Consider the following 24234-nt stretch of genomic DNA (forward strand, 5'->3'; position numbering starts at 1 on the left):
CTTTTTCGATTGACCACTCACTGGAGAAACACACATGGCTGAAGCATATATCGTCGCCGCGGTACGCACCGCCGGCGGCCGCAGGGGAGGACGCCTGTCCGGCTGGCACCCGGTCGAACTGGCGGCAACGGTTCTCGACGCCCTGCTCGACCGCAGCGGGATCGACCCGGCCGCGGTCGAGGACGTCATCATGGGCTGCGTGCAGCAGGCCGGCGAGCAATCCAACAACATCGGCCGCAATGCGGTGCTCGCCTCGCGCCTGCCGGAATCCGTGCCCGGCACCACGCTGGACCGGCAGTGCGGCTCGTCGCAGCAGGCCCTGCACTTCGCCGCGCAGGCGGTGATGTCCGGCACCATGGACGTGGTGATCGCGGCGGGCGTGGAAGCGATGAGCCGGGTGCCGATGTTCGTGCCGCAGAAACTTGCGCTGGAGAACGGCCTCGGCGAATACATGAGCCCGGAAATCCGCCGGCGCTATCCCGAGGGCGATTTCAGCCAGTTCATCGGCGCGGAACTCATCGCCCGCAAGCACGGATTCTCCCGCGACGACCTGGAACGCTTCGCCTACGCAACCACCCAGAAGGCAATCGACGCCACCCGCGCGGGGCGCTTCGCCGACGAAATCCTGCCCGTCGAGGTGCGCCTCGCCGACGGCACGCGGCCCGGCGAGCAGCATACTGTCGACGAAGGCATCCGCTTCGACGCGACGCTGGAAAGCATCCACGCCGTCAAGCTGCTGACCGAGGGCGGCAGCATCTCCGCGGCGACCGCCAGCCAGGTCTGCGACGGCGCCAGCGGCGTCATGGTGGTCAGCGAACGCGCCCTCAAGACCCTCGGCCTGACGCCCCTGGCCCGGGTGCACCACATGAGCGTACTGGGCGGCGATCCGTGGATCATGCTCGAAGCCCCGCTGGCGGCCACGGAAGCAGCACTGCGCAAGGCCGGCATGAAGATCGGCGACATCGACCTGTACGAAGTCAACGAAGCCTTCGCGCCGGTGCCGCTGGCTTGGTTGAAAGCCATCGGGGCCGATCCCGAGCGCCTGAACATAAATGGCGGAGCGATCGCCCTGGGCCATCCCCTCGGGGCTTCCGGCACCAAGCTGATGACCACCCTGATCAACGCCCTCAAGCAGCGCGGCAAGCGTTACGGTCTGCAGACGATGTGCGAAGGTGGCGGCATGGCCAACGTCACCATCATCGAACGCTGCTGACGGCATACTGGAGGAAACCCACGGTGGAACTCGAATATGTCTTCAGCTACAGCGCTTCGGTTATCGACCTCCAGCACGTGGGCGGTCCTTTCGGCAAGCGCCGGATTGCGCGCTGTGGCGCTGGGATGATCAACGGCCCTAAGCTCAACGGCGAAGTGCTGGAAGGCGCGCATGACTGGATACTCGACGGCCCCGACGGCTGGGGCCGGATCGACGTGCGCGCGCAATTTCGCACCCACGACGGATGCGTGATCTATGCCCAGTATCTCGGTGTCCTCGAGTATAACGAGAAGTACTCGGCTGCGATTCGCGAAGGCGGCGAGACTGCCTTCGAGGATATATATTTTCGCAGCACACCGCGCTTCGAAACCGACGACCCCCGCTATATCTGGCTGACGCAATCGGTATTTGTCGGACGTGGTCGAATCCTCCCTGGATACGCCGTTTGCTGGGAGATCTACCGAGTGACTTGAGGCGCCGCGCCAGTAAGCCGCCCTTGGGCGGCCTACTGCTTCATCCTCAGAGGGGGGGATTCGTCGACCATCGCGGCATAACGGACTGGCATGACGTAATCGTAGAACTCGCTCATCACACCGCAATACCTGGAGCAAATCCGTAAGCCGCTGTAAATTGGGGGCTCGCGAGCACCATTCTACAGCTGCTACAAGACCAACCGGATCGCCTCAAGCTTCGGGAGCCAGGCCTGAACGGCTCCCGCTTCGTCCTCACGAGTCTCAGAGCGTGAACTCCTCGACCAGTTGCACCAGATTCCCGTCATGATCATGGAACAGGAACGACTTAAGCCGCCCGCCGCCCACCGCCCAAACGTAGCCGGTCTGTGTTTCGTAACCCGCTGCACGGATGGTCTGAAACCATTCATCGATGTTACTCACGCGCAAGGCCAGTTCCCTGATACCGGTATGGTCATAGCCTAGATACTCCCTCGGGGTCTGGCGCACCCGAGGGTTCTCGGGCTGCTGCAATTCAAGCTTGGCTCCCGTGGGGGAAGTCAGCATGACCATGCGCGACCGCGCGCCACTAACGTGAAAGATATCGTCCAGTGTGTCTTGGGAAAAGAGAGCCTCATCCTTGTCGGGAATGACCGTATCGATGTACGGCGAAAAGCCCAAGATATCCCGGTACAGCCCCAGCGCCTGGTCCATGTCACTGACCACCAAGCACATATGATGGAAATCCATCGCGCAATCTCCTCTGCAACGTCGAACCTGACGCAAGACCCTTTCTTCAGCCGCCAGCACGCTGCACTGGCGACCCTTCACGCACTGCTGCCGGCAGCAACAGGCTCAGTACCGCGGGAATAATCAGGATGGCGCCCACCATGTTCCACAGGAACATGATCGCCAGTAACAGTCCCATGTCGGCTTGGAACTTGATGTCGGAAAACAACCACGTCGCCACGCCCAGCGCCAGCGTCACGGCGGTCACCGCGATGGCTGCGCCGGTGGTCTTGAGGGTTTCGCCATAGGCGTCTTTGAGACTCATCCCCATCCTGAGGTAGTTCTCGAGTCGGTTATAAAGATAGATACCGTAGTCGACGCCGATACCCACGCCCAGCACGATCACTGGCAGCGTCGCCACTTTGACCCCGAGCCCGAGTTTGGCCATGATCGCCTCGCAAAGGATCGAGGTAATGAGAAGCGGCAGAATGAGTGCCGTAGTCACCTTCCACGACTTGAACTCCCACCACACCAGCAGTGCGACGACGCCGTACACCAGGAACAACATCAGGCGCTCCGCCCGCTTGACCACAATATTGGTGACCGCCTCGATGCCAGCGTTGCCGGCGGCAAGAAGAAACTCGGCATGTTCGGTGTTGTTCGCCGCGGCGAACGCCTCCGCGGCGGCCACCACCCGCGTCAAGGTATCAGCCTTGTGATCCTCCAGGAACAGCAGGATCGACAGCATCGAGCAGTCGTACTTGTAGAAGTCCTGCCGCGTCATCTTCAGCGTGCCACTGGAGATGTATTCGTCTCGTGACAACCCGTACCATTTCAAGTTACCCCCCTGGAGCGCAGCGTTCAGGCCCTTCATCTCAGTGACCAGCGACTGTATGCCGACCACCCCTTCGACCTCGCCCATGACTGCCTGGAAGCGGTCCACCGCCGAGGTCACCGGGTAGGTGCCACAGGTGTCAGGCCGGGTCTTGACCATGACCACGAAGACGTCGGCGCTGTTCGCGTAGTTCGCACTGAGGAAGGCGACGTCCCGGTTGTAGCGGGAGTCCGCCCGCAGTTCCGGTGCGCCAGGATCGAGATCGCCGATGCGCAGGTCGCGCGCCATATACAGCGATGCAGCAAGAATCGCCAAGCCGGTCAGCACGACACCCAGCGCCCAGCGCCGCTCGGTTAGCCGCGACAGGAAATCTCCGGTCCCGCGCCGCACCAGGGACTTGTTTTTCTCGCCTACCTTGAGCGCGCGGTGCTGCAACCCCCGCTCCGAGATCCCGGTATAGGACATGATCACCGGCAGCAGGAAGATCTTGGTGAAGATGATGACCAGTACCCCAACGCAGGCGCTGATTGCCAGTTCCCGGATAACGCCGATGTCGATCACCAGCAGGGTCGAGAAACCGACCACGTTGCACAGCAGGGCGACTGAACCGGGCACGAACAGCAGACGGAAGGTCGCCTTCGACGCATCGACGCTGGATAGCCCCCCCAAGCGCTCCGCCACCATCGTGTTGATATTCTGGATCGCGTGGCTAACTCCGATCGCGAAGGTCAGGAAAGGCACCAGGGTCGAATAGGGATCGAGCGCGTACCCCATCAGGCGCACGATCCCCAGTTGCCACACCACCGCCAGGCTGCAGCAGAAGATCACCGACGCGGTGCTGCGCCAGCAGCGCGAGTAAAAGTACAGCAGGCCAACCGTGAGCACGAAGGTGACGGCGAAAAACAAGGCCATGCTGCGCACGCCCTCGATCAGGTCGCCCATGATCTTGGCGAAGCCGGTAATGTGGATGCGCACACCCTCGACGGCATACTTGTCGCGCACCAGTTGTTCCAGGCGTTCCGAGAGCAGCCCGTAGTCGAGCGACTCGCCGGTCTGGGGGTCTTTTTCGAGCAGTGGCACCAGGATCACGGTGGAACGATGATCGTTGGCCACAAGGCTGCCGACGGTGCCCGAGCGGGACACGTTGCGCCTGATCTGGTCGACGTGGCCAGGCGTCCCGTCGAAATCGTCTGGTACCACCAGGCCGCCGACGATGCCGTCCACGGTCACTTCGCGCCAGAACACATTGGGCGTCCACAAGGACTTCATGTTGCCGCGGTCGACACCGGGAATGTAGAACACCTCGTCGTTGATCTTCTTCAGAGTGAGGAGGAAGTTCTTGTCGTAGATGTCGCCCCCGGTATTCTCGACGACAATGCGCAGCACATTGCCCATCTTGCGCAGATCGTCCTCGTACACGAGGTAGTTTTCGATGTATGGATGGCTGGCCGGGATCATTTTCTGGAAGCTTGCCTCCAGCCCGATCTTCGACGCATGCCAGCCAAGGAATATCGACGCAACACAGAAAACCGCCAATACCCATATCCTGCGGTGAAACAGCAGATGCTCGGCGTAGTCCGCGATCGTGCGCGCACCGTGGTGCGCCTCCAGATCGACATCGGACAGCGGCGTGACTTCCAGCGGAGTCGATTCCTTGCGTTCGTGAGGACTCAGGTCTGTCATTTCACTTCCCGTTCGTGGAAACTAGGTGGATGCCGCCCATGCCTGCCAACACAAGCGATCCGTCGGGGAGCGAGACCCCAGCGGCGATCCTTTTCTGCACGCCCGCCCCCCCATCCGAGCCCGCCGGCACGAACGGTTTGCCGTCGCTGCCACCGCGAAAAACTTGTCCGCCGGCAGTCAGCAGCCGGACGGAGCCGTCGGCGGCGACGAAGCCGTCCACAATGTTCGTCTTCACCCCGACATCGACCTGGCTCCAACGCGAACCCCCGTCCCGCGACAGAAGGATGCGCCCGCCGAAACCGTAGGCCAGGAAAACCTCACTGCCGTCCGCGTCGCGTAAGGCCAGCATTCCGTACAACTGCCCGTCGTAGCCGGTTTCGTGCCGCTGCCAGGTCTGCCCGCCATCGGCCGACAAATGGATGCGCCCGCCTTCACCAACGATTGCGATCTTCCCTGAAGGAGTCGGTACGATAGCGTTGTAATGGAGGGCTTCGGGGTTATCGAGCCGATCGCCGATGTAGCGCCAGTTGGCCCCACCATCCTCGGTGTGGAACAACTGACCGAAGGCGCCGGCGACGAAACCCTGCTTCGCATCCTTGAACCATATGCCGAACAGCGGACGGGAGGGCCCGAAGCGGGCCCCGGCCTCGGCATCCGCCAGCGCATCCTCGGCCCGGTCGAGTTCGTCCTGCGCGGCCTGCGTCGCATCCGCCGTCTGGCTGCGCTCCCGCGCCTGCCTGACGCGACGCTCGGCGGCGGCGACGATTTGTTCATTGGCCGCATTACCGTCGAACAACCGGACCCAGTTCAGCCCACCGTCCTTTGTGCCGAGGATCACTCCGTCATGGCCAACCGCCCATCCGGCTGCTGCATCGACAAAGAAGGTCGCCGTCAGATTCACCGACACGGGCACCGCAGCCTGCTGCCAGGACCGGCCGCGGTCGTCCGACAGGATAATCGTGCCCTGCTCGCCAACGGCCACCAAGCGTCCGTCGCTCAACGTCGCGACATCGAGCATCAGTCTGGCAGCGGCCTTGACCGACTGGCGCGCCACCAGTTGCAGGGGGTCGACGAAACCGGTGCTGGCCGTCGCAAAGGCGCTGGCGGCGAGCGCCAGCACGACGGCCGCCGCGCCGATGCGTTTCGAATGCTCCATAGGAAATAACATTTGCACCACCTCTTGTTATCGAGGAGGCAAGCGGACAACGGCATCCACCTACCCCCTGTGATCGTTTCCGGTATCTCCTGTGAGGCACAGCGCCCGGCCGCGGCTTGGGTTCAACGCGCCAGACGCTTCATGTTGTCGGGCGTAAAGTATTCGGGTCTGTAGCTCTTGCCGAAAACCGCAGGCCGCTCCTCGTTGGTCAAGGCGTAGATTGCGTAGCGCCCTGCCTGAAAGTCGTAACTCACGTCACCAGCCATGAAGGTGCACTGGCAATCGTAGGCATAAACTGCGAACACTTCGTGTGCACGCCACAATTCGCCGCGGCCGTCGTAGTTATCCACATGGGCCACCTGGAAGCTGTCCTCATCCACGAGGACTGTCCGCTTGCTGTAGATGTGGCGGGCGCCTGGCTTCAGCGTGGCTTCCAGGACATAGACTCGATGCATCTCGTAGCGAACCAAGTCCTGGTTGACGGTCTGCGCACCGGCGATGTCGGTGTATTTCAGGCTCTTGTCCGTCATCCTGAAGTTGTTGTATGGGATGATCATTTCGCGCTTGCCCACCAGTTTCCACTCGAAGCGTTCCGGCGATCCGTTCAATCCATCGAAATCGTCCTGGGTCATCAACCCGTCGGAACCGGTCAAGGGACTGTCGTTGCCGATTTGCGGCGCGCGCAGCACGCGGCGGCTTCCAGGGTTGTACGCCCATGCCCGGCGGGACTCGATGCTCTGATCGATGGGTTCGTGCACCAGCACCAGTTCCCCGGCGATGCTCGACGGCGCCGTGTACGTGATCATGCCGTAGTAATTGAGGTTCTCCGGGGGATTGTCGATGTTGCTGGAGAACAGGATTTCCTCTTTCCGCTTCGACGGAGTGAAGCGGCCGTTACCCTGCACCGGAAATCCGGTACTGACCCGGTCGTAAGTGCCGCCCCGCCAACGCATCACCATGTTGTGGTAGACCTCGTAGGCTGACTGGGGAAACGGGAAAGGCACGACGGACTTCCGGGTGCCGGTGAAACCGTTGCCATCGGCGCTCAGTTTGGCATTCGGCGCTTCCTTTGCAATCGCCTCGTACTGCTCCTTCGGCAGGGCATGCGTGCGATGGCTGGGATAGACGTTGATCTTGTAGTTCGGGAATCGCTTCAGCAGTTGGATATGGCCCGAGGTCAATTGCGCTTCGTACTGCTGGTAGTTGGCCGCGGTGATGGTATAGAGCGGCTTTTCATCGGCAAACGGGGATACGTAGCCATTCTTCGGATCGAATCCGGCGGGCGCCTTCTGGATGCCGCCATCCCAAGCGGGAATGGTCCCAGCCTGGTTACCGCCTTTGGGCGCCCCCCAAGGCGTCAGATCCTTGCCGAGGCGGGAGAAATCGCCCGCAGCGGCGGCACTTCCGCTGGCCAGACCGGCGATCAGAAAAAATTCACACAACGTCGTCAGTTTCAGGAATTTCATGGTGTCCTCGAATTGAGTGTTTGACGAATACCCTGGATTCCGCCGGCCACGGCAGCGGCCGTGCCAAAACGATCCAGTGTTTGCGCAGTACACGGCGCAGACCCATTGCGGCCTCGCGCCGACCCACGACGCTATTAGAGGGTCATGCCGATCACAAGGGAGACAAAGTCGCGGTCGCGGAAGGAGTCGTACTTGGTATCGCGGGCATAGGTCGTGTAGCTGAAGTCGGCGTAATATTTTTTCAGATACTCAGCCCGCACCCCCAGGCCAAGCGTCTTGCGTCCTTCCAGGAAGATGTTGTCGGCCGAGTATCCGCGCACGTCGTGAGCGAAGAACACGCGCGGGGTCAGGTTGACGCCGCCGACATTGTTGTATTGCAGGGAAGCCAGCAGCCGATAACCCCAGGCATTGGTCGTTGCAAAGCCGTCCGCGTCACAGCCGGCATCTTGGGAAGATGAACCGTTGGACACGCAGTTGCGGCTTACCCCGTTGACCGACCATGGTGCAATGCCGTATTCGAAGCCCCGGCCATAGCGGGTGGATGTCAGCGGATTGCCGATTCCGGCCCAGTGCTGGTAGGCGACCTCGCCCATCAGGGACAGGCTGTCGGCGCCGGCGACATTGGCAAACGACTTGATCGTGGACACCTGGATCTGCGTCTTGTCCTTTCGATCGTAGCCACGGAACACCGCGCCGGCCGGGATGCTGGCGAAAGGCCCCTTGGTCTGCGCCAGAACGCCGCCCTTCTGGATACCGTAGCCGCCGACCAGGTCGGCACCGTTGATCTGAACAGGGAAATCCTTGGTATGGCTGAGTTCGCCGAACACGGACCACCCACCGATTTCGGTCGCAGCACTGAGCCCGAAGACCTTGATGTCGTTGGCGCTCCAGTCCCAGAAACCCTGTACACCTAACCGAGCCCCCGATAGCGGCCCGCCTGCAGTGGACGGTGCGTTGCGGATGCTGATGCGCGGCGCAGTCGTCGTGTAATTGACAAAGTAACCGCCGATGTCGACGTCCCCGACGAGTTTCTTGACGGCGATGCCATACGAACCGGAATCCCGCGGATATTCGTTCTTGCCGGTCATCTTGCCGAGATTGGCCGCCAAGGCCAATCGATCAGGGGTGGCAGGGGTGAGGTTCACGAACCCGAACTCCGAGTCCCGGCAATTGAGGCCGTCGCTCGCGCTCCAGTAGGTACCGCAGCCTTCCAGCACGCTTCGCTGCGTCTTCAGCTTGTAGAAGGCCTCGACGTTCAAGCCGTCGATGCCCAAGCTGGCCGAGATCTGTGGCGTCGGCAGAATGATTTCCTTCACCTGGGCACCTGGCCGCCGCGCGGCAGCCACGTCGACCGGGTTGTACTGGTTGATGCCGCCACCGATGAACAGGGTTTCGCCCCAGTTCACCGCGTGACTGCCCAGCTTGACCCCCAAGGAGGAACTATCGGACGGTGTGAAGCTGCCGAAGGCGTACCAGTCGAGCATTTCGATGCCACTGAACCGTGACAGGCGGTCGGTGAAATGGCTGTCTTCCAGAGGTCTGCCAGCAGCATAGTCGTTGGCGACGCTGCCGTGGGGAACGCCGCGGTCTTTCTGCGCATAGTCATACCACCCCTTGGCCCGCAGGAAAACGCCGAAGCCGTCCTTTTCCAGTTGGAGTTCGCCGATCACCTTGGCGATCGTCGAATAATTGTCTCCCCGTTTGCGGTAATTCAGGTTGCCGTCGTCGGTAGACTGAGAGGGCATCGAACCACCATTCTGCTTGCCGATGAGCGACGAGTCGGCGTTTCGCGTGCGCCACGACGACGCCAGTGACATATCCAGCCCCCAGCGCCCCGAAACACCATTATCGAGTTCGAACGCATCGGCCTGCGCCACGCCGGACGCACATGCGATCCCCACGGCGACACCGTACGGCACGACACGGCAACAACCACTGATAACTTTCCCGGTGCCACTTAAGCCACTATTCAGCAACATCACACTCCTCCTCGTGGTTCGAGCCGAAGGCCCGTTCTTGCGCACAGCCCATGAATCGGCCGCATCCAACAGGTTTGACGCCGCGCTGGAGGAGCCTGAAAGGGGCATTGTTGTTTTACTGCCAGGCTGAACAGTATGGAAACCCCGGCCCGCCCGCATCGTCCAAAACGACACTTCCCGGAATGATGCGGCGCACCACCCGGGAGGCCTTCAACCGGAGCACTTTCGCTCCCCGCGGCAATCCCGCACTGCGCCGGGATCGACGAGTAGCGAGCGCCGCAATTGCCGTTTGCGCGCTGCGTCCAGGCCCGCAACCGCCGCAAGATAGTCGTCCACCGAACCGAAATCGCGCACGAGTTGGTCGATAGCCGCATCCAGGAACTCACCCCGGACATCGCCCAGCACGGCGGCGGCATTGGCTGCCCGGGCGGGAACCTCTTCACCGAAGGCGCGCCGTAGTTCGGCCTGCATGAAACCCGTCCGGGCGAACCCTTGCGCACTCTTCAGATAGTCGTCCCGAATGGCTGCCATCGGCACCCCCAGTGCCCACAGCAGCATCGCGCAAACGAACCCGGTGCGATCCTTGCCCGCCACGCAATGAATGAGCACCCCACCCGCACCGTGGGAAAGGTAGTGCTCGAACAAGGCCGGGAATACGCCGGCGAGCACCCGAGGCATCTTTTTGTATGCATCGACCAACATCCGGTGCGCAGCGGCGCCATCGAAATCGGGTTCGATCAGCCGCCGGGCCCAACCAACAGGCTTCGCCACCTTCAACTCGGCGCTGTCTTCGATCACTACCGAACGAATTGCGCCGGAAGCGGAAAAGATGCTGCTCCTCTCAGCACGCTCGGCAGCACTGCGCAGATCGAAAACGACATCCACGCAGAGCACCGGCGATCCCTCCAAACCACCCCGCTCCACCTGCGAAATCAAACCGGATCGAAACAGCCGCCCATGGCGGACGACACGACCATCCGCAGCTTCAATTCCGCCCATGTCGCGGCAATTGGGTAGATCCTTGTGTATCGCCATAAAGCCCTCGACCTGCTTTTTCCCTTAGCCGCGTCTCGGAAACCACCTCTGTTCGGCAGCAAAGTGCCGTTGCGGCGGTCTTGCTCATCGCGTTAGCGGACAGCCTAGCGAAGCAAGCCGAGCAGCCCATCGTCGTAACCGACAACAAGCGACCCCCGCGCCTCGGGTCGACGGATACCGCGGGGCTGCGGTGAGCTTCCTGAACACGAGGGCGCGAGCGCATTCTCCTTTGGCGACGCCAGCCTGGCCCCTTCAACAACCAAAGCAGACAGCCGCCCTTCTGCGGCAGGCGATCGCGGCTTCAATTCGATCTCACAGCCGCGGCTTTACCTCCCGCCCTCAAAAATCGTCGCTTCCGATGACGACAGGCGATGCGCTCGGGCCTACAGTGACAACGGTGACGGAGCAGTGCGATGCACGCAGACGTGACACGTAAAGTACAGAGAACTGCAGATCAGCGCCCGACCAGCGCGTTCCGCGGCTTTGGGCAGTCCCCGGAAAACTATCTTGTTCATGAGAGTGAAAGAAATCTTGATGGAGCGCGAATCGATGGAGTTTGACGTCCTGATCGTCGGCGGCGGCCCTGCGGGCCTGACTGCGGCGATCCGGCTCAAACAGCAGGCCGAGGCCAGGGGCCAGGACATCTCGGTGTGCCTGATCGAGAAGGGGGCCGAGATCGGCGCCCACATCCTGTCCGGTGCGGTAATGGACCCGCGCGCGCTCACCGAGCTATTCCCCGACTGGAAGGAACGCGGTGCCCCGCTCGACACCGCGGTCACCGAAGACCGCGTGATCTTCCTCAACGAAACCGGCGGGCGCACGATTCCCAACGGTCTGTTGCCGGACTGCTTTCTCAATCAAGGCAACTACATCGTGCGCCTGGGCAACGTTGCCAAGTGGCTCGGCGAACAGGCCGAGGCGCTGGGCGTCGAGATCTATCCCGGCTTTGCCGGTGCCGAGATCCTGTACGACGAGGCGGGTGCGGTGAAGGGCGTGGCCACCGGTGACATGGGCCTGACCCGCGAGGGCGAGCCCGGTCCCCATCATCAATTGGGCATGGAGCTGCACGCCAAGTACACGCTGTTTGCCGAAGGCTGTCGCGGCCACCTGGGCAAGATGCTCGAAGAAAAGTACCACTTGCGCGACGGCGTCGATCCGCAGACCTACGGCCTCGGCCTCAAGGAGCTGTGGGAAGTGCCGGCCGCCAACCATACCCTCGGACTGGTGGTGCACACCGCCGGCTGGCCGCTGCCTTCCGACACCTATGGCGGAGGCTTCGTCTATCACCTCGAAGACAACTTGATCTCGGTTGGCTACGTGGTGGGCCTGAACTACACCAACCCGCATCTGTCGCCGTTTGAAGAGTTTCAGCGCTACAAGACCCACCCCGAGATCCGCAAATTCCTCGAGGGCGGCAAACGCCTGGCCTACGGCGCGCGGGCGATCGCCGCCGGCGGTCTGCAGAGCCAGCCGAAGCTGGTGTTCCCGGGCGGGGCGCTGATCGGCGACGATGCGGGCTTTCTCAACGCGGCCCGGATCAAGGGCAGCCACGCGGCGATCAAGTCCGGCATGCTCGCGGCCGATGCCGCGCGCGAAGCCCTTGCGGCCAACCGCCAGCGCGACGCACTGACCGCCTTCCCGGCTGCATTCGAGGCTTCCTGGCTGCACGCGGAGCTGCACAAGACGCGCAACTTCAAACCCTACATGAAGCACGGGCTGTGGATGGGCTCGCTGCTGTTCGGCATCGACCAGAAAGTGTTCGGCGGCAAGGCGCCGTGGACCCTGCACAACACCGCCGACCACGACAAGCTCAGGCCCGCCGCCGAATGCGCGAAGATCGACTACCCCAAGTCCGACGGCAAGCTCAGCTTCGACCGGCTCTCGTCGGTGTTCCTGTCCAACACCAACCACGAGGAAGAGCAGCCCTGTCACCTGCGGCTCAAGGACGCCTCGGTGCCGATCGCGGTGAATCTCGCGCTCTACGACGCGCCCGAGCAGCGCTACTGCCCGGCCGGCGTGTACGAGATCGTGCGCGAGGGTGACAGCGGCGCGCCGCGCCTGCAGATCAACGCGCAGAACTGCGTCCACTGCAAGACCTGCGACATCAAGGATCCGACCCAGAACATCAACTGGGTGGTGCCTCTGGGGGGCGAGGGGCCAATTTACCAGGGGATGTAATACTTCCCCATCGTTTTCCGGGGTGTCGCAGTTCACGCATGGGGGGGTTCCTCCCTCTCCTCTTCCCCTTATTGCGCGACTCCCTTTTTTTTTGGCTATGTCACCGCTAAGTGTGGAAATGTGCCGATGGCGGTGATCAGATCAGTTGAGTTCGAACGCATGTTAAAACTGTTGGGGCAGTTGTCACCCCGTCAGCGAAGCAAGGTCGTTGAAGTCTTGAGGCGACCGCATGCTGACTTCGCAGACGGTACGCAAGGCAGCCAAGAACACCGCGGTACACCGCAACACCAGTTTCCGTTGGCGTCACCGCTTCTTGGCCTGGATTAAGAACGACCGACCCTCACATTTGCATGGCATCACCGAAACGGACGAGGCCTACTTTCTCGAGTCACAGAAATGGGCCCGGAAACCGCCTCGACCGCCCCGCAAGCGCGGCGGACCCGCAACCAAACGAGGACTGTCGAACGAACAGGTGTGTGTCCTTGTCGCGCGAGACCGGACCGGCCAAACGCTGGACTTCGTGACAGGGAAAGGGCCCGTCAGCAAAGCGCAACTGCGTCAATGCCTGCCGCCGGTCCTCGATGCGGACGTGTTGCTGGTCAGCGATGCCGATGCAAGCTACCGATACTTCGCCAAAGAAGCCGGTATCAGCCATGAATCCGTCAATTTGTCAGCTGGCATGCGTGTCAAAGGCGCGTTCCACGTGCAGAACGTCAATGCCTACCACAGCCGACTACGCCAATGGATTGAGCGCTTCCACGGCGTTGCTACCCCCTACTTGCCCAACTATCTCGGATGACGGCACGCCCTCGACGCTCACCGCCTTCCCACGCCCCAAGCAATGCTGCTCGCCGCCATCGGCACATTTCCACACTTAGCGGTGACATAGCCATTTGAAATTGCGGCCGTGCGCGGTGCTGCAGCCAACTTCACCGACCTAACCCGGCTGCCATAGCCACCGCAGCGCGCCTACCTACCCGACCTTCACGTCGTCGCCGCGCGCTTTAGCACCAGCGGCACGCCCCCCGTGCTGCGCTTGACCATCCATTGCGCCAGCGCCGAATCCATGTAGGTCGCATGGCCCGGGAACCACTCCTCGAGCGCGACCGCGAGGCGGCGCCCGACCTCGATGTTGCCCCCCGCGACCATCTGCTGCACTTCGCGCACCGACGCCATGACCTTCTCGTGTTCCTCGATGTGGCAGTCCCGCGCCGGGAAGTTTCCCGCGGACATCCAGGCGGCTTCCTCCGCGAAGTGGTGCTCGGCGTGGGCGGCGAAACGGTCGAGCAGCGCCGGAAAGACTTCTTCTCCGACGACCTGCATGGCGTGAACGAGCTCGACAAACTCGTGGTGGATGTCGTCCATCGGCCCATAGCCGAGGAGGAATTCGTCGCTCCAGGAGGTCGCCTGCTCGCTCATTTCCGGTCTCCGTTCAGGTATTCGGCAGGCCGCGCGGGCCGCCCATGCCGATCATCGCGAGGAATTCGCGGCGCGTCGAGGCGTCTTCGCGAAACGCGCCGACCATCCGACTGGTGACGAGGCCTGCGCCGGGCTTGTGCACCCCGCGCGTGGTCATGCACTGGTGGGACGCCTCGATGACAACCGCGACGCCCTTGGGTTGCAGCACGGAGTGCAGCGTGTCGGCGATCTGCACCGTCATTTTCTCCTGGATCTGCAGGCGTTTTGCGTAGATCTCGACCAGCCGCGCGAGCTTGGAGATGCCGACCACGCGGTGGTTCGGCAGGTAACCGATGTGCGCCTTGCCGATGATGGGCGCCATGTGGTGCTCGCAGTGGCTTTCGAAGCGGATGTCGTTCATGACGATCATCTCGTCGTAGCCCTCGACCTCGGAGAAGGTGCGAGCCAGGATTTCGGCCGGGTCCTGAGAATAGCCGGCGAAGAATTCTTCGTAGGCGCGCACGACCCGCGAGGGCGTATCGACGAGCCCCTCGCGGCCCGGTTCGTCGCCGGCCCAGCGGATAAGGGTGCGTACGGCGTCTTCCGCCGCCTCGCGCGATACGCCACCGCGCAGGTCCGCGTCACCGGCGTCGTCGGTTTGCCCTTCTTTCATGCTGCGTTCTCCCGTTTGTCCTGCGGCGTGCGGGGGCGCCCGTGACGCCGGGCGTCCCCACAGAAGAAAGAGCGGGACCGTGTTGCCGAGGTCCCGTAAACCGGCAGCGCACCGCGCACCGTCGGAGGAGAAGACATAATCTGCGTCACGCCCGCGCGGTCTGGTCTGCTCAGAGCGAGCGGGCGATGATTTCCTTCATGATCTCGGACGTGCCACCGTAGATACGCGCGACGCGTGCATCGACCCAAGCACGGCTGATCTTGTACTCGCTCATGAAGCCGTAGCCGCCGTGCAGCTGCAGAAGTTCGTCGAGCACCTTGCCCTGCATCTCGGAGCCGACCAGCTTGCACATCGCGCCGACCTCGGGCGAGAGTTCGCCGCGCATGGCCTTGCCCAGGCAGTCGTCCACAAACACCCTCAGCATGGTCGCCTGCGCCTTGCATTCGGCGAGCTTGAACTTGGTGTTCTGGAAATCGAAGACCGTCTTGCCGAACACCTTGCGCTCGCGCACGTACTCGAGCGTGTCGTCGATCAGCGCCTCGATGGAGGCGGCAGCGCGAATGCCGATGATGGTGCGTTCCCACGCGAGCTGGTGCGTGAGATAGCCGAAGCCCTTGTTCTCGTCGCCGAGGCGATTCTCGACCGGGACACGGACGTCGTCGAAGAAGAGTTCCGAGGTGTCCTGGCCCTTCAGTCCGATCTTTTCAAGCAATCGGCCCTTGGAGAATCCGGGGCGATCGGCCTCGACGCAGATTAGCGTGAGCTCCTTCGCATTCGGGTCGAGCTTGGTCGCGGTGACCATCAGGTCCGCGTTGCCACCGTTGGTGATGAAGGTCTTCTGGCCGTTGATGACGTATTCGTCGCCGTCGCGCCGTGCGCTGGTGCGCATCGAGCGCAGGTCGGAACCGATGCCGGGTTCGCTCATCGCGATGACACCGATGATCTCGCCCGCAACCATCCGCGGCAGCCACTTCTTCTTCTGCGCCTCGCTGCCGTAGGCAACGATGTAAGGGGCGACGATCTCGGAGTGGGTCGTGAAGCCGATCGCGGTGGCATTGACCCGCGCCAACTCCTCGATCATCACCGCCGAGTGGCCGAAATCGCCGCCCGCACCGCCGTATTCCTCCGGCACCGTCGAGCACAGCAGGCCGACCTCGCCCGCCTTGCGCCAGACCGACTTCGGGACGATCCCGACCGTCTCCCACTCGTGCAGGTGGGGGACGATCTCGTTCTCGATGAAGCGCCGCGCCATCTCGCGGAACATTTCATGATCTTCACGGAATACGGTCCGCATCCTTGTACCTCCGCCTGTTCTCGTGCAGTTTCCCGGCTCAGCGGCCGGTGAATTTCGGTTCGCGCTTCTCGACGAAGGCCGCGACCGCTTCCATGTGATCTTCGGTGTGATGGGCAAGCGCCTGGTAGGCCGCCGACATCTCCAGCAGCGAATCGAGACGCATGTGCTGGCCTTCACGCAGCAGGCGCTTGGTGAGGCGCAGGCCGTGGGCCGGATTTGCCGCCATACGCCGCGCAATGCCCAGCGCCGCGGTCTCGAGCTCGGCAGCGGGTACCACCTCGGTCACCAGGCCCCACGCGAGCGCGGTCTGGGCGTCGATCGTGTCGCCGGTAAACGCCATCAGGCTGGCCCTGGGCATACCGACGATGCGCGGCAGCAGCCACGCACCGCCATCACCCGGCACGATGCCGAGCTTCACGAAGCTTTCCGCGAACTTCGCGGTGTCGGCGGCGATGCGCACGTCGCACATGCACGCCAGGTCCAGGCCCGCGCCGATCGCCGGTCCGTTCATCGCCGCGATGACGGGCACGTCCAGGTCGTAAAGGCATAGCGGGATGCGCTGGATGCCGTTGCGGTAGCTCTCGCGCACCTCGTAGGGCGACCCGGCAAAGATGCCGCCGCGTTCGCGCATGTCCTTGACGTTGCCGCCGGCACAGAAAGCCGGTCCGTTGCCGGTGAGTACGACGACCTTGATCGAGCGGTCCGTACGGACGTTGGCGCACAGGTCGACGAACTCCTGCATCTGTGACGGGTCTGAGAGCGCGTTGCGCGTCTCCGGGCTGTCCATGCGGACGGTGAGGATAGCGTCCTCGCGTTCGAGGATCAGAAAGGGTTTCATGCTGCAGTCTCCTCGAATCCGGCGAGCACGCCGGCGGTAACCAATGGCCACAATGCCTGGGAGCCGGCGCCGCACAGCGCGCGACCGAGTTGCTGCGACCAGTCGGTGAGCGAGCCGAACTCGCTGCGCCACGACCACAGCCTGCGGGTCGTCAGGTGCAGGGCGTGTTCGTGGGTGAAGCCGATCGCGCCATGCACGGCGTGGGCGACACCGGCCCCGATCCCCGCGGCCTCGGAGGCGCAGATCTTGGCCGCCATCACCGGCAGGCGTGCGAGCCGATCGTCCGACTCGGCGAAGGCCGCTTCGGCGGACATCACGGAGGCCGCCGCATGTTCGGCGAGGACTGCAATCTGGTGCTGGATCGCCTGGAAACTGCCGATCGGCTTGCCGAACTGCACGCGCTCACCGGCATACGTGGTGGCCATCGCCAACACGGTTTCGAGCGCTCCCGCGATCTGCGCGGCACGCATCATTGCGCCGCCAAGCTTGAGCACGTCGGCCGACAGTGCCGTCGGCAAAGCCGCGCTTGCGAGCGGCACCACCGCTTCGAATTTGAGCGTGTCGCGCGGTTCGGCAGCCGTATTCACGGTACGGACCACGGTCGCCGCCTCGGTCGGCAGGAGCACCACCGCGGGCGCCGCGCCCGCTGTGACGGCCACCACGTGGCGGACGTGGCGCCCCCACGGCACATCGACAGCGGCCCCGGTGACACGGCCGTTTTCAAGGCGCAGTGTGCCACGCGCGGCAACACTCAGTGTTCCCGACACGGCGGCCAGTCCACTCGCACCCAGCAACCAGTTGGCGAGCATCGCTTCGGGCAGCGGCAGCGGGAGATTGAAGCGGCCGGCCAGACGCAGCACACCGCACACATCCGCCCACGCGGCCCCGGCACCGCCGAGCGACTCCGGCACCAGCGCCAGCGTGAAACCGGACGCTTCGACCGCCGTCCACAGCTCCGTCGGCCATTCGCCGCCCTCGCAAGCCAACACTGCATCGGCGGTGACGAGGTCCGAGAACAGGCGCTCGACAGAGGAATCGAATAGGTCTCTCATGATCAACGCAGCCCCAATCCGCGCGCGATGATGCCGCGGAGAATCTCCCGCGTGCCGCCGCGCAGTGAAAACGATGGCGCCATCTGGGTCAGATAGGCCAGCACCTGGGCGTGGTCGCTGCCGCCCTGAACGGTTGGCGGAAGCTCGCACAACAGCTGCGCGACTTCCGGAATCTCTTGCTCGAAAACCGCACCGAGATCCTTTACGACCGAGGCCTCCCACGCCGGGTTGTTGCCCGCCGCAAGTTGGGCCGTCACCGCCAACGACATGTTGCGCAGCGTCACCAGTCGCGCGGCGAAGCGGCCGATCTCCTTGGACTGCAGGGCATCCGGACTACGGCCCACCGCGTCGATGAGCGTGTGGAGCAACGCGATCGAGCTGAGGAAGCGCTCGGGACCGCTGCGCTCGAAGGCGAGTTCGGCGGTGACCTGCCCCCAGCCCTGCCCTTCGGTACCGATGAGGGCGTCGGCATCGAGTACGAGTTCGTCGAAGAAGACCTCGTTGAAATGCTCGGCGCCCGTCAGGTCCTTGATCGGCCGGATGGTGATACCTGGCAGACTGAGGTCGATGATGAACTGCGAGAGTCCTTCCTGGCGCTTGCTGTTCTCGCCGGTGCGTACCAGCGCGATCATGTAGTGCGAGCGGTGGGCGTTGGTGGTCCACACCTTCTGCCCATTCACCACCCACTTGTCCCCTTCACGGCGTGCGCGCGTCTTGATCGAAGCGAGGTCGGAGCCCGAATTGGGCTCGCTCATGCCGATGCAGAAAAACTGTTCGCCGCGGCAGATTGCCGGCAGGTGGCGTTCTTTCTGCGCATCGGTGCCGTAGTGCAGGATCTGCGGGCCGCTCTGGCGATCGGCGAACCAGTGCGCAGACACCGGCGCGCCGGCGGCGAGCAGCTCCTCGATCACGACGTAGCGCGCGAAGGGACTCGCCTCGCCGCCACCATGGCGCTTGGGCAGGGCCATGCCGACCCAGCCCTTCGCTCCCAGGCGACGGCTGAATTCGGCGTCGAATCCCATCCAGGAATCCGCCCGGCGGACCGCCGGGTAGTCCTTCAGGGCTTCGGCGAGGAAGGCGCGCACTTCCACACGAAGTGCTTCGGCCTCCGGCGGAATGCGACTGTACTTGAACTGGTCTATGGACATGGCGCGTTCGATAGTGGGCCGTCGGCTTGAGCAACGGCGTGGATGACCCGGGTCGCGTCGCCCGCGAACGGCACGGACGACCGTCGGCCGGCGGACACGCCCCGCGTGCCCGCCAACCGCACTGCAACCGGACTCAGAGCGCGGTCTGCGCGTCTGCCGAGGCGAACATCTTGTTGATGTCGCCCGACGTCACCGGTTTGCTGGGATCGCGTTGCGGAGCTGCGCCGCCGAGGCCCAGCGCCGGCTCGATGCTGACATGCGTCGCCTGCGCGCGCAGCGCACCGACGGTGCAGTTCTCGCGCCCCAGGATGGCGAACGGGTCGTAAGAGAATTCGCGCATCGCGTTGAGGTGGCTGATCTTGTTGATGATCTCGTCGGGCAGGTTCTTCGCCTGCTGCCAGAACACGTCCGCGGAGTTCGGCCAGGTGCAGTCCGAGTGCGGGTAGTCGCACTCCCACGTGACCATATCGACGTTGATCGAATCGAGGTTCCTGAGCCCGAACGCATCCTCGATGAAGCAGGTGATGAAGTGCTCGTTGAAGATGTCGCTGGGCTTCTTGCCGCCGAAGTTCGAGTTCGTCCAGGCGTGGTGGTGGTTGTGCGTGAAGTCGGCGCGCTCCAGCAGATACGGGATCCAGCCGATGCCGCCTTCCGACAGGGCCATGCGCAGCTTGGGGTACTTCTTCCACATCGGTGCCCAGATCCAGTCCGCCGCCGAGTTGGAGATCGAGATCGGCATGGAAGTGATCCACGCGTCGATCGGCGATTCATCCGAGGCGTGAGCCGCCTTCACGCCGGTGCCGATGTGGCAGCAGATCACGACATTGTTCTCTTCGCACGCCTTCCACAGGGGATCCCAGTGCGGGTTGTGGATCGACGGGTAGCCATGCACGGTCGGGTTGTCGGACAGCGTGATGGCATGCACACCCTGATCGGCCATGCGCTTCACCTCGGCCGCGGCCGCCTGCATGTCCCACCATGGCACCATCATCAAGGGGATGAAGCGACCCGGGGCGGCGTTGCACCAGTCATGCAGGTGCCAGTCGTTGTAGGCCTGGATGGCTGCAAGGCTGACGTTCTTGTCCGGCATGACCTGGAAGCGCTGGCCGGCGAAACCGGGGAAGGTCGGGAAACACAGCGAGCCGAGCACGCCGTTCGCATTCATGTCGTCGACCCGCGCCTGGATGTCCCAGGTACCACGGCGCATCTGTTCGTAGGAGAGCGGCTCCATGCCGTACTCCTCCTTCGGACGCCCGACCACCGAGTTCAGCCCCATGTAGCCCGTTGCCTGCTCCTCGAACACCCAGATGTCGCGGCCGTTGCGGTTCTCAACGCGCGGTTGGCGGCCCTTGTACTTGGCGGGCATGTGGCGGTCGAAGGCGCCACGCGGTTCGATCGCATGGTCATCGACGCTGACAAGGATGAGATCTTCGAGCTTCATGTGTGTGTCCCCTGTTGGAGTGGCGTCCGCGGTGGGCGCGAACCGGTTATGAGCCTCTATCTTAGAGCAAGAATTTCGTTTTGTTAAACACTTTTTTGTTTTGTGTTCATGTTTAACGAAATTTCCAGTTCGGCCACTGGCTCAGCCGGTCCGCGCGCCACCTCAATCCCAGATGACCGGGACGGAGTGAGGGCCACGAAGCTGTGCGCCCGTAATCCGCGGCTTCGGCTGATCCGGGTCGAGGCGGATGTTGGGGAACAGGTCGAGAATGGCGTTCAGCGCCACCTGGAGCTCGGTCTTGGCGATGAACTGTCCGATGCACATGTGAGGGCCGAAGCCGAAGCCGAATGAAGGCTTGAGCTTGCGATCGATGTCGAACTCTTCGCTGTTCTCGAACGCTTCCTCGTCGCGGTTGGCGGAGGAAACGATGCACTGGACCATGGCACCCTTCGGGATCCGGACGCCGCCGAGTTCGAGGTCCTGTGCCGCCTGACGCACCTTGAAGGTCGCCACGGGCTCGAACCGAATCGCCTCGTCAATGGCCTTGCCGACCAGACTGCGATCCTTGCGGACCCTGTCGAGCACGTCCGGACGCTCGAGCAGCAACACCATCAGCGAGCCGAAGGTTCGCGTCGTGGTCTCACCGGCGGCCGGGAGCAGCGAACGCACGAAGGTCGTGATCTCGTGGTCATCGAGCTTGCGCCCTTCGTATTCGGCACGGATCAGGCGGCTGATGAGGTCGTTTCCTTCGGCGCCGCGTTGGCGCACGGCGACGACGGCTTCCTTCACCGCGTCGTAGAGCGCCTGAGCGGCTTCCATTGCAGCCTTGCGCGCAATCGCGGCCTTTTCGGCGTCCACCTGCGGGCCGGCAAGGATCGCCAGCGCCCACGCCGCGTACTGTTCGACCTTCTCGGGTTCGTCGTCGGGAAAGCCGATCAGCGCGTAGATCAGTCGAATCGGGAAGTGGAGGCCGAAGTCCATCAGATCTGCCTTCTTCTTCGGCACCAGCGGCAACAGGTACTCGTTGCGCACGATCGGATCCATCTTGCTGTCGCGCCACGTGTTGACCACGTCGGGCATGAAGATGGGCTGCAGCAGGCCGCGTGCCTTCTTGTGCGCCTCGCCGTCCATGCCGGTAAGGATCAGGCCGTCGAAGAAGGCTCCCAGCCCTTCGGCGATGAAGCCGCTGGTGTAGTTTGCGGCATCGCGCAGGACGGTCATCACGTCCTTGTATTTGAACACCGTGTAGGTCGGGCGGTTCGGATCCAGCCCTGCGATGTTCGGCACCCCGAGCTTGCCCATGAAGTTCTCGGCAATGATCGGCGAGTTCTTCCGCATCTCGCGGTAGATCGCATGCAGATCGACATCCTCACCGCGGTAGTTGTCGGCCACTCCGGCGAACGCGCTCTCCAGCGTAACGTCCTTGACACTGCTCATTTCATCTTCCTCCGTTGGCGCACCGCCCGGTTGTGATGGAACACGCTGTGCCGGCCATGTGCAATGGCCTCGACACGGTGCCTTCACGCCGGATAAGGCGGCGCTGTTTATGAACACTTTTGCGCATAGTGCTCCCTTTAATGCGTACTGCCAAGTGTTCAAGGAGGGACCGGACAGGCCGGAAGACACCTGCCCTGCCTGGGCGGGAATGCTGACGTGCCGCGCGTTAGTGCAGCCGACAGTGCAACGGGTCCCGCTCCTGCATCACGGAATCATGAGTCCACCGTCGACGGCCAGCGTCTGGCCGGTGATGAAGCGGGCCCCGTCGCTCATCATGAACACCACGAAAGGCGTCATGTCGCGATCGGGGTCGCCGAGCTTGCCGCCGAGCGGGATCAACCCGGCCATCATCGCGTCGTGCGCCCGCAGGGCATCCGCGTCCATTCGTGCGCGGTGGGCGTCGTACATGGGCGTCCACATGCCCGGCGCAGCGGCATTCACGCTGATGCCGTGTCGCCCCCACTCCTTCGCCACCGTTCGGGTCCAGCCGAGGACCGCCGCCTTGGCCGCCGAATAGTGGGCACATCCGGGCAGCCCCATGACCCCAGCCGCGGAGCCGAAGTTGAGGATGCGACCGCCCTTCTCCCGCAGATGCGGAAAGACGGCCTGGTTAGTGTTCAGGGTGCCGCGCGCATTGACGTCGAATATGAGGTCCCAGTCGGCGTCGACGATCGCTTCGGCCGGCGCCGCGCGCTCGACCCCAGCGATGTTCACCAGTCCGTCGAGGCCACCCAGCCAGGCGACGGCCTGCGCGACGACCCTATCGACTTCGGCACGCTCGCGAATGTCGCAGTGGAAATACCTCGCCTCGCCCGAGGCTCCCACATTGGCGCGCGCCACTTCCGCGCTGCCAGCCTCGTCATTCACATCCAGCGCCGCCAGCCGCGCACCGGCCGCCACCAGTCCGCGCAGTGCACTCGCACCGATGCCCCCTGCGGTGCCGGTCACGATGAGGCGTTTTCCGCTCAGCTGCATGTCCTCTCCTCCTGTTGTGGATGTTCCTCGCGGCGCGCGGGAGCCCCGTCGTCCGCCTCGATCCGCCGGGCCTGCAGGCCCCCGAGACCGAGCGCCGCGGCCATCACCCAGAACAGCACGGCCGCGCCGGCACTCGCCCCGATGGCGCCAAAAAGGAGGGGCATCGCGGTCATCGAGGTGTGCACCGTCATCGAGCGGAAAGCCAGCGCCTCGCCGTGCCGCTCGCGTGGCGTGACCTGATGCAGCGTCGCGAGAATCGTCGGTTGGATCGCGCCCAGCGCAAGGCCGAGGGTCGCGGCGCACAGCGCCATGGCCCATGCACTCTGGAGCAGTGGATACAGCACGAACACCAGACACGTGATGGAAAGCGCCCCCGCAAGCAAATGGCGTCGTGGCAGGCGTTCGGCCACAAACGGGATCAGGACGCGCACCGACATCGACGCGACCGCATAAGCCGCCAGCACCGCCCCCAGCGCCGATGCGCTGAAGCCGCGTTCGACCCCGAGAATCGGCAACGCGAAGCCATGCACATCCCAACTGGCCGACACCAGCCAATTGACGAGGAGCAGGCGCCGGAACGACGGCAGGCGGAGCAGGCCCCACGCGGACGGCTGCTTGCGGTCCAATGCGGAGACCGGCGCCCGGCTTTCATGCGGGACCGCCTGGGCGATCACCAGGGTCGCGAACGGAAGCAGCGCGAGCGCGGCGAACGCCGCCGAAAAACCGAGATGATCGATCAGCACGCCGGCCATCATCGGCCCGAAGAGTCCCGCCACGGCCGGAGCAAGCGCGATCCAGCTGAACACGCGAAGCCGGTCCGCCTCGTCCCGCGCGAATCGGCTGGCCGTGCGCTGAATCGCGATCATGCCGAAGCCCGAGCCCGCGCCGCACAACGCAGCGGCCGCACACAGGGCAATGAGATGGGGCACCGAAGCTGCGAGCAGCGCACCCGCGAGCGACAGGCCGGCCGCAATGCGCACCGGCAGATGGTAGCCGTGCCGATCAGCAAGCCGTCCGGCCGGGATCGCGAAGATCGCGGGAAAGAGCGCGAACATCGTCATCACGAGCCCCACGGCCCACTCGGAATGCCCCAGCCGCAGGACGCTCAGCGGCGCCGCCAGGCGAGCCCCCTGCACGCAGGCATGCAGTCCGACCTGGCATGCGACCAGCGCCACCAGGGCGCTGCGCATGGATG

19 protein-coding genes and 1 pseudogene are annotated in these 24234 nt (G+C 63.6%); 4 read left to right on the top strand and 16 right to left on the bottom strand.

The window, feature by feature from the left end:
• Nucleotides 1-34: 34 nt before the first annotated feature.
• Both AzCIB_RS12425 and AzCIB_RS12430 read left to right on the top strand, forming a co-directional pair.
• On the top strand, nt 35-1213 hold the full coding sequence (locus tag AzCIB_RS12425; RefSeq protein WP_050416180.1) for an acetyl-CoA C-acetyltransferase: 1179 nt from the start codon (nt 35-37) through the stop codon (nt 1211-1213).
• A gap of 23 nt (nt 1214-1236) precedes the next feature.
• On the top strand, nt 1237-1686 hold the full coding sequence (locus AzCIB_RS12430) for a DUF3237 domain-containing protein (RefSeq protein WP_050416181.1): 450 nt from the start codon (nt 1237-1239) through the stop codon (nt 1684-1686).
• A gap of 261 nt (nt 1687-1947) precedes the next feature.
• Here the strand turns inward: AzCIB_RS12430 and AzCIB_RS12435 are convergent, their stop codons facing one another.
• From AzCIB_RS12435 to AzCIB_RS12460, 6 genes are all read right to left on the bottom strand, one after another.
• Nucleotides 1948-2412, bottom strand: coding sequence for a VOC family protein (locus AzCIB_RS12435; protein WP_050416182.1), 465 nt, complete (start codon nt 2410-2412; stop codon nt 1948-1950).
• A 46-nt stretch (nt 2413-2458) separates the two neighbouring features.
• The gene (locus AzCIB_RS12440) at nt 2459-4909 is read right to left on the bottom strand and encodes an efflux RND transporter permease subunit (protein WP_083447000.1); all 2451 of its coding nucleotides are present in this window, start codon (nt 4907-4909) and stop codon (nt 2459-2461) included.
• Nucleotide 4910: 1 nt separating this feature from the next.
• Nucleotides 4911-6077: a WD40/YVTN/BNR-like repeat-containing protein gene (locus AzCIB_RS12445; RefSeq protein WP_083447001.1), complete on the bottom strand. Its 1167-nt coding sequence runs from the start codon at nt 6075-6077 to the stop codon at nt 4911-4913.
• A 110-nt stretch (nt 6078-6187) separates the two neighbouring features.
• Complete coding sequence (locus AzCIB_RS12450) at nt 6188-7531, bottom strand: DUF1329 domain-containing protein (protein WP_050416184.1); 1344 nt, start codon at nt 7529-7531, stop codon at nt 6188-6190.
• 134 nt (nt 7532-7665) lie between these two features.
• Nucleotides 7666-9510: a DUF1302 domain-containing protein gene (locus tag AzCIB_RS12455; RefSeq protein WP_198149527.1), complete on the bottom strand. Its 1845-nt coding sequence runs from the start codon at nt 9508-9510 to the stop codon at nt 7666-7668.
• A 210-nt stretch (nt 9511-9720) separates the two neighbouring features.
• Nucleotides 9721-10545, bottom strand: a complete 825-nt coding sequence (locus tag AzCIB_RS12460; protein WP_050416186.1) for a tyrosine-protein phosphatase — start codon at nt 10543-10545, stop codon at nt 9721-9723.
• Between the two features lie 534 nt (nt 10546-11079).
• Here AzCIB_RS12460 and AzCIB_RS12465 point away from each other — a divergent pair.
• Nucleotides 11080-12723, top strand: coding sequence for an electron transfer flavoprotein-ubiquinone oxidoreductase (locus AzCIB_RS12465; RefSeq protein ID WP_050416187.1), 1644 nt, complete (start codon nt 11080-11082; stop codon nt 12721-12723).
• 223 nt (nt 12724-12946) lie between these two features.
• Nucleotides 12947-13612: pseudogene (locus AzCIB_RS12470) on the top strand (IS1595 family transposase); the annotation flags it as partial.
• Between the two features lie 95 nt (nt 13613-13707).
• On the opposite strand, the gene AzCIB_RS12475 reads toward AzCIB_RS12470, so the two are convergent.
• The 10 genes from AzCIB_RS12475 to AzCIB_RS12520 form a co-directional block, all read right to left on the bottom strand.
• On the bottom strand, nt 13708-14142 hold the full coding sequence (locus AzCIB_RS12475; RefSeq protein WP_050416189.1) for a hemerythrin domain-containing protein: 435 nt from the start codon (nt 14140-14142) through the stop codon (nt 13708-13710).
• Nucleotides 14143-14155: 13 nt separating this feature from the next.
• Nucleotides 14156-14794, bottom strand: a complete 639-nt coding sequence (folE, locus tag AzCIB_RS12480) for a GTP cyclohydrolase I FolE (RefSeq protein WP_050416190.1) — start codon at nt 14792-14794, stop codon at nt 14156-14158.
• Nucleotides 14795-14963: 169 nt separating this feature from the next.
• A complete protein-coding gene (locus tag AzCIB_RS12485) occupies nt 14964-16088 on the bottom strand; it encodes an acyl-CoA dehydrogenase family protein (RefSeq protein ID WP_050416191.1) in 1125 nt (374 codons plus the stop codon).
• 37 nt (nt 16089-16125) lie between these two features.
• Nucleotides 16126-16926, bottom strand: coding sequence for a crotonase/enoyl-CoA hydratase family protein (locus AzCIB_RS12490; RefSeq protein WP_050416192.1), 801 nt, complete (start codon nt 16924-16926; stop codon nt 16126-16128).
• Entirely contained in the window at nt 16923-17978 is a 1056-nt protein-coding gene (locus AzCIB_RS12495; protein ID WP_050416193.1) for an acyl-CoA dehydrogenase family protein, read from the bottom strand. The genes AzCIB_RS12490 and AzCIB_RS12495 overlap by 4 nt, the downstream gene beginning before the upstream one ends.
• A gap of 2 nt (nt 17979-17980) precedes the next feature.
• Nucleotides 17981-19126 carry an acyl-CoA dehydrogenase family protein gene (locus AzCIB_RS12500; RefSeq protein ID WP_050416194.1) on the bottom strand — a complete coding sequence of 382 codons (1146 nt, stop codon included), beginning with the start codon at nt 19124-19126 and terminating at the stop codon, nt 17981-17983.
• 133 nt (nt 19127-19259) lie between these two features.
• Nucleotides 19260-20567, bottom strand: coding sequence for an amidohydrolase family protein (locus AzCIB_RS12505; protein ID WP_018990586.1), 1308 nt, complete (start codon nt 20565-20567; stop codon nt 19260-19262).
• A 162-nt stretch (nt 20568-20729) separates the two neighbouring features.
• Nucleotides 20730-22004: a cytochrome P450 gene (locus tag AzCIB_RS12510; protein WP_018990585.1), complete on the bottom strand. Its 1275-nt coding sequence runs from the start codon at nt 22002-22004 to the stop codon at nt 20730-20732.
• A gap of 264 nt (nt 22005-22268) precedes the next feature.
• The gene (locus tag AzCIB_RS12515; protein WP_050416195.1) at nt 22269-23039 is read right to left on the bottom strand and encodes an SDR family NAD(P)-dependent oxidoreductase; all 771 of its coding nucleotides are present in this window, start codon (nt 23037-23039) and stop codon (nt 22269-22271) included.
• Nucleotides 23030-24214, bottom strand: coding sequence for an MFS transporter (locus tag AzCIB_RS12520; RefSeq protein ID WP_232299215.1), 1185 nt, complete (start codon nt 24212-24214; stop codon nt 23030-23032). The genes AzCIB_RS12515 and AzCIB_RS12520 overlap by 10 nt, the downstream gene beginning before the upstream one ends.
• Nucleotides 24215-24234: the final 20 nt, after the last annotated feature.

The organism is Azoarcus sp. CIB, assembly GCF_001190925.1.
GTDB lineage: Bacteria > Pseudomonadota > Gammaproteobacteria > Burkholderiales > Rhodocyclaceae > Aromatoleum.